Origin of the sequence: Amycolatopsis sp. SID8362, from assembly GCF_010550475.1 — a bacterium.
In the GTDB taxonomy this organism is placed as follows: Bacteria; Actinomycetota; Actinomycetes; order Mycobacteriales; family Pseudonocardiaceae; genus Amycolatopsis; species Amycolatopsis eburnea.
The window spans coordinates 1-6543 of sequence record NZ_JAAGNB010000746.1 but is presented as its reverse complement, the minus strand read 5'-3'; the positions used below and the strand labels follow the sequence as shown (position 1 = coordinate 6543).

Here is a 6543-nt window from a genome sequence, read left to right as displayed (position 1 = left end):
CCGGCCGCGCAGCCGTTTCGCGAGCACCGCGGCCCGCAGCCGGGCGGCGCGGTCGGCGTCCGCCTCCGGGCGGATGTCGAACGTGGTCATGCGCTGGCCTCCTCGGTGAGGGAGTCGAGGAGCTCCTGCTCGGACATGCCGGCGAGCTCGGCCTCGATCTCGGTGTGGACCACGGCGGCGAGCGCGGCGACCGTGGTGGTCTGGAACAGCACGGGCAGGGAGAGGTCCACGCCGAACGCGGCCTGCAGCCGCATCCGGACCTTGGCGGCGAGCACGGAATGCCCACCGAGGGCGAAGAAGTCGTCGCCGAGCCCGACACGGGGCACGCCGAGCACCTCGCTCCAGATGTCGGCGATCAGCTGCTCCTCCGGGCTGCTCGGGGCGACGTAGTCCGCCGTCTCCTCGGCCGGTTCGGGCAGCGCGGCCCGGTCGAGCTTGCCGCTGGCGTTGACCGGCAGCTCGTCGAGCACGACGAACGCGCTCGGCACCAGGTGCTCCGGCAGCCGCTGCCCGAGGAACGTCCGCAGCTCCGCGGCCGTCACGTCGCCGGTGACGTAGGCGACCAGGCGTTTCTGCCCGGCCGGGTCGGGCTTGGCGAGCACGACCGCCGCGGTGAGCGCCGGGTGCGCCCGCAGCGCGGACTCGACTTCGCCCAGCTCGATGCGGAAGCCGCGGATTTTGACCTGGTCGTCGGTCCGGCCGAGGAACTCCAGGTCACCGGCGCGGGTGCGGCGGACGAGGTCGCCGGTGCGGTACATCCGCCCGCCCGCCGGGTTCGCCACGAACCGTTGCGCCGTCAGTCCCGGCCGGCCGAGGTAGCCGCGGGCGAGGCCCGGGCTCGCGACGTACAGCTCCCCCGCCACGCCGGGCGGCACCGGCTGGAGCCGGTCGTCCAGGACGTACGCCTGCGTGTGCTTCAACGCGGAGCCGATGGTCACCGGGGCGCCGACCACCAGAGGTTCGGAGACCGTCGAGACGACCGTGGCTTCGGTCGGGCCGTACATGTTGAGCATCCGGCGCCCCGGCGCCCACTTCGCGACCAGGTCGGGCGGGCAGACGTCGCCGCCGACCACGACCGTCCGGAAGTCCGGCAGGTCCGCGTCCTCGACGGTGGCCAGCGCCGCGGGCGGGATCAGCGCGTGCGTCACGCGGCCCTCGGCGAGAACGTCCCGCAGCTGGTCGCCCAGCAGCGGACCGGGCGGCGTGACGACCAGGGCGGCGCCGGTCATCAGGGACGCGCACAGCTCCAGGATCGACGCGTCGAAGCTCGGGGACACATACTGGAGCACTCGGTCGCCGGGGCCGACCTGGTAGGCGTCGATGGTGTTGGCCACCAGCGTGCCGAGGCCGGCGTGGCTGACGACGACGCCCTTCGGCCGTCCGGTCGAGCCCGACGTGTAGATCACGTACGCCGCGTTCTCCGGCTTCACTTCGACGCCGAGCGGTCGGTCGTCCTCGGTGGACTCCGGCAGTTCCCGCAGTGTGAGCACCGGGTCGGCGTCGTCGATCATGTACTGGACGCGTTCGGCCGGGTAGCCCGGGTCGATCGGCAGGAACGCCGCACCGGTCTTGACCACCGCGAGCTGTGCCACGACGAGGTCGGCCGAGCGCGGCAGCAGCAGCGCGACCACCGTTTCCGGCGCGGCTCCGCGCTCCCGCAGGACCCGGGCCACGCGGTTGGCGGCCGCGTCCAGTTCGGCGTAGGTGAGCGAGTCCGGCCCGGCCACGACGGCCGGGGCGTCCGGCGTCCGCCGCGCCTGCGCTTCGATGAGCCCGGCGAACGTCCCGCCCGGGGCGCCGCCTGGCAGGGGCGAGACCTCGGCCGCATCGAGCATCGGGACGCGGTCCACCGGCCGCCGCGGGTCGGCGGCGAACCCGGCCAGCAGGCGCAGGTACCGCTGCGCGAACGCGGCGACCGTGTCCTCGTCGAACAGCGCCACCGGGTATTCGAGGACGCCGCCCACCTCGCCGGAGGCCTGCTCGCGCAGCACCATGGCGAGGTCGAACTTCGCCGCGCCGGTCTCGACGCCGAGTGGCTCGCAGTCGAGCCCGGCGAACTCCCAGCCGCCCGCGGACACCGTCTGCAGCGCGAACATCAGCTGCACCAAGGGGTTCCGGCTCGGGTCGCGGTCGGGCCGCAGCTCGGCGACGACCCGGTCGATCGGGACTTCCTGGTGGCTGAAGGAGTTCAGCGCCGTCTCGCGGACCCGGCCGAGGAGTTCGGTGAAGCCGGGCGAGCCAGCCAGGTCGGCCCGCAACGCCAAGGTGTTGACGAACTGGCCGATCAGCCGCTCGGTGTCGGGGTGGTCCCGGCCGGCGACCGGGCTGCCGATCGCGAACTCGCGCAGCCCGGTGTGCCGCGAGACGAGCACCTGGAACCCGGCGAGCAGCGTCATGAACAGGCTGGCGCGGGCTTCCGCGCCGACTTCGCCGAGGCGGGCCGCCAGCTCCGCGGGCACGGTGAACTCGTACCGCGCGCCCCGCGGGTCACGCACCGGCGGCCGCGGGCGGTCCGTCGGCAGCTGCACCACCTGCGGCACGCCAGCCAGCTGCGTCCGCCAGAACTCGACGTCCGCCTCGCTCGGCTGCGACCAGGCCGCGACGTCGGCGTACTGCACCGGCAGCGGCGGCAGGTCGGCGCCCGCGTAGAGGTCACGCAGCTCCTCGGCGAGAATGCCTTCGGACCAGCCGTCGAGCACGATGTGGTGTGCCGAGAGGACCAGCACGTGGTCGTCTTCGGCGAGCCGCCCGAGGGCCGCGGCGAACACCGGCCCGGTGGCGAGGTCGATGCCCCGCACCGCCAGGAACGGCTCGATCGAGTCGATCTCGGTGACCGGCAGCGGCACCGGCCCGGCGGGGTCGACGACCTGCTTCGGCTCGCCGTCGATCTCGACGAACCGGGTCCGCAGGATCTCGTGCCGCTCGACCAGTTTCGTCAGGGCGGCAGCGAGCGCGTCGACGTCCAGCGGACCGCGCAGGCGGACCGCGTTGGGCACCAGGTACTCCGCGCTGGACGGCGCCATCCGGTCGGCCAGCCACATGCCGACCTGGACCCCGGCCAGGGGTGCCGGGCCGTCCGGCCGCTTCGGGATGGCTTCGAACTCACGCTTGGTGGCGCGGGCGACCGCGTCGGCGAGTTCCGCGACCGTGGGCGAGTCGAAGATCAGCCGGATCGGGATGTCCGCCGAGAGCCGCTTGCGCAGCTCGGCGACCACCCGGACGCCCAGCAGGGAGTGCCCGCCCAGGTCGAAGAAGTTGTCGTCGGCACCCACGCGCTCGACGCCGAGGACGTGCTGCAGCACTTCGGCGACCAGTTCCGCGACCGGGCCTTCCGGAGCGCGGTACTCGGCACCCGCGGCGGCCGGCGCGGGCAGCGCCTTGCGGTCGATCTTGCCGCTGGTCGTCGTCGGGAACTCGGGCAGCACGCTCAGCGCCGTCGGCACGAGGTAGACGGGCAGCCGCTCGCGCAGCTCCTCGCGGATCCCGCCCTCGGTGAGCGTGACGCCGGCCTGCGGGGTGACGTACCCGGCGAGCCGCTTGTCGCCCGGCACCGGCTGCCACACCGTGACCGCGGCTTCGCGGACGCCGGGCAGTTCCAGGAGGACCTGCTCGACCTCGCCGGGCTCGACGCGGATGCCGCGGATCTTGACCTGCGAGTCCTGGCGGCCGAGGAAGGTCAGCGCGCCGTCGGGGGTGCGCAGGCCGCGGTCGCCGGTGCGGTAAAGCCGCTCGCCGGGCACGAACGGGCTGGCGAGGAACGCCGACGCCGTCTTGCGCGCGTCGCCGAGGTAGCCGCGGGCCAGGCCGACACCACCGATGAACAGGTCGCCGGGGACGCCGACCGGGACCGGCCGCAGGTGCTCGTCGAGGACGTGGATCTGGTTGTTGGCGATCGGCGAGCCGACGCTCACCGAGCCCGCGCCGTCCACATCGGACCGAAGGCATGCGCGCATGGTCGAGTCGATCGAGACTTCGGTGGCGCCCCATTGGTTGTGCAGGGTCGCGTGCTCACCCAAGCGGTCGAAGAACAGCTTGAGCAGCTCCGGCTGGAGCGCCTCGCCGCTGGTGATGACGTTGCGCAGCGGCTTGAGCGCGGCGCGGTCCGCCGGGGTCAGCTGCTCCAGGAACAGCGTCAGCATGCTCGGCACGAACTGCAGGTTGACCACGCGGTGCCGGATCGCGCCGGCGAGGATCGCGGCCGGGTCGCGGTGCAGGCCCGGCGGAATCAGCGAGACACGGCTCCCGACGATGAGCGGCCACAGGCATTCGACCGCGGCGTCGTCGAAGACGAGGGTCGTCTTCTGCAGGACGGCCTCGCCCGGCTGGAGCCGGTAGGTGTCCTGGTGCCAGCGCAGCCGGTTGACCCAGCCGCGGTGCGTGCTGGCGACGCCCTTCGGTTTCCCGGTGGAGCCCGAGGTGTAGTAGATCGACACCAGGTTGTCCGGGTGGGTCGCATCGGTCAGCCCGGGTGCCGGACCGTCCAAACCGGACACTTCGAGGAACCTGACGTCGTTGCTCCGCGGGGCGGGTGCGCCTTCGTTGATCAGGCAGACCGGCGAACGCGCGTCGCCGAGGATGCCGAGCACCCGCGGTTCGGGCGCGTCGGTCTCGATCGGGACGAACGCGCCGCCCGCCTTGAGGATCGCGACCAGGCCGACGATCAGGTCGATCGAGCGGTCCATCCGCAAGCCCACCGGCACGTCCGGGCCCACGCCGTGCGCGGCCAGCCGCGCGGCGAGGACACCCGCCCGGCGTTCCAGTTCGGCGTAGCCGATGCTCTCGTCGAGGTATTCGACGGCGACCGCGTCCGGGGTCCGGTGGGCCTGCTCGGTGATCAGGTGGTGCAGGCAGACGGTCTCGTCGTAGGCGACGTCCGTGTCGTTGACGCCGTGGACGAGGTGGTCCCGCTCGGCCTCGCCCAGCAGGTCCAGCTCGCCGACCGGGGTGCTTGGCGCGTCGGCGATGCGGGCCAGCAACGTGGTGAAGTGGCCGGCCAGCCGCTCGATGGTGGTGGCGTCGAACAGCGCGGTCGGGTACTCGAAGATGCCGGTCAGGGCGCCGTCTGCGTCCTGGGCGAGCGCGAGTTCGAGGTCGAACTTGCTCACCCGCGTGTCGACGGCGAGCTTCTCGACGGCCAGGCCGGGCAGCGCCCAGCCCGCCTCTTCGTTGTTCTGCAGGGCGAACACGATCTGCACGAGCGGGGTGCGGGTGAGGTCGCGTTGCGGGCGCAGCAGTTCGACGATCCGGTCGAACGGGACGTCGTCGTGGTCGAACGCGGCGAGGGTGCTCGTGCGTACCCTTTGCAGGAGTTCCGTGAACGCCGGGTCGCCGGTCAGGTCCGCGCGCAGCGGCACGGTGTTGACGAAGTGCCCGATGAGCGGCTCGGTCTGCGGGTGGGCGCGGCCGGACACCGGGGTACCGATCGCGAAGTCCCGCATCGCGGTGTACCGGCTGATCAGGACCTCGAAGGCGGCGAGCACCGTCATGAACAGGCTCGCGCCGTGCTCGGCCCCCAGCGCGGCCAGCCGGCTCACGACGGGCGCCGGGACGTGCACGGGGACCTTGGCCCCGGCGATGTCGCGGGTGAGCGGACGCGGCCGGTCGGCGGGCAGCTCGGCGACGTGCGGCATGCCCTCGAGCGCCCGCTGCCAGAAGGCGAGCCCGGCCTCGTCGGACGCGGCGGCCTGCCAGGCGGCGACGTCACCGAACTGCACCGGCAGGGCCGCGGGGCGGATCCCGGCGTAGTGGTCCCGCAGCTCGGCGGCCAGCACGCCCATCGACCACCCGTCGGCGACGATGTGGTGCAGCAGCAGGGCGAGCACGTGGTCGGTGTCCGACACCCGGCCCAGCGCGGCGCGGAAGACGGGCCCGTGCTCGAGGTCGAGCGGGGTGTCCACTTGCGACCGCACGAACGCCTCGACGTCGGTCACGTCGGTGACCGGCAGCGGCACCGAGCAGACCGAGTCCACGACCTGCACGGGCTCGCCGTCGACCTCCACGAACCGGCTGCGCAGCACCTCGTGCCGCGCCACCACCGCGGACAGCGCGCCGGCCAGCGCCTCGGCGTCCAGGTCACCGCCGATGCGCAGGGCGAGCGGCACGAGGTACTCCGCCGAACCCGGCGCGAGCCGTTCGGCGAACCAGAGTCCCCGCTGCACCGGCGAAAGCGGCGTCCGAGCCGCCGCCGCGCGCACCGGGATCGGCTCGAAGTCCACAGTGGACGCGTCCGGCACCAGCCGGGCCAGCGCCGCGATCGTGGGCGCTTCGAACAGCGCCCGCACACCCAGCCGGACGCCGAACTCCGTGCGCATCCGGCCGGTCACCTTGGCCGCCAGCAGCGAGTGGCCGCCGAGGGCGAAGAAGTTGTCCGCCACCCCCGGTTCGGGCACGCCGAGGACGTCCGCCCAGATCGCGGCGAGCGCGGTCTCCACGGGGTTCCGGGGTGCCACGTGCCCGGTGACGGCCCGCTGCGGCGCGGGCAGCGCGGCCCGGTCCAGCTTGCCGTTGGCGGTCCGCGGCAGCGCGGCGAGCGGCACGAGCACC

Annotated in this window: 1 protein-coding gene; it reads right to left on the bottom strand. The window is 73.4% G+C overall.

Annotated features, from left to right (window positions below; translation table 11 throughout):
• Nucleotides 1–86: 86 nt before the first annotated feature.
• Entirely contained in the window at nucleotides 87–6536 is a 6450-nt protein-coding gene (locus tag G3I65_RS23365; RefSeq protein WP_203612481.1) for a non-ribosomal peptide synthetase, read from the bottom strand.
• Nucleotides 6537–6543: the final 7 nt, after the last annotated feature.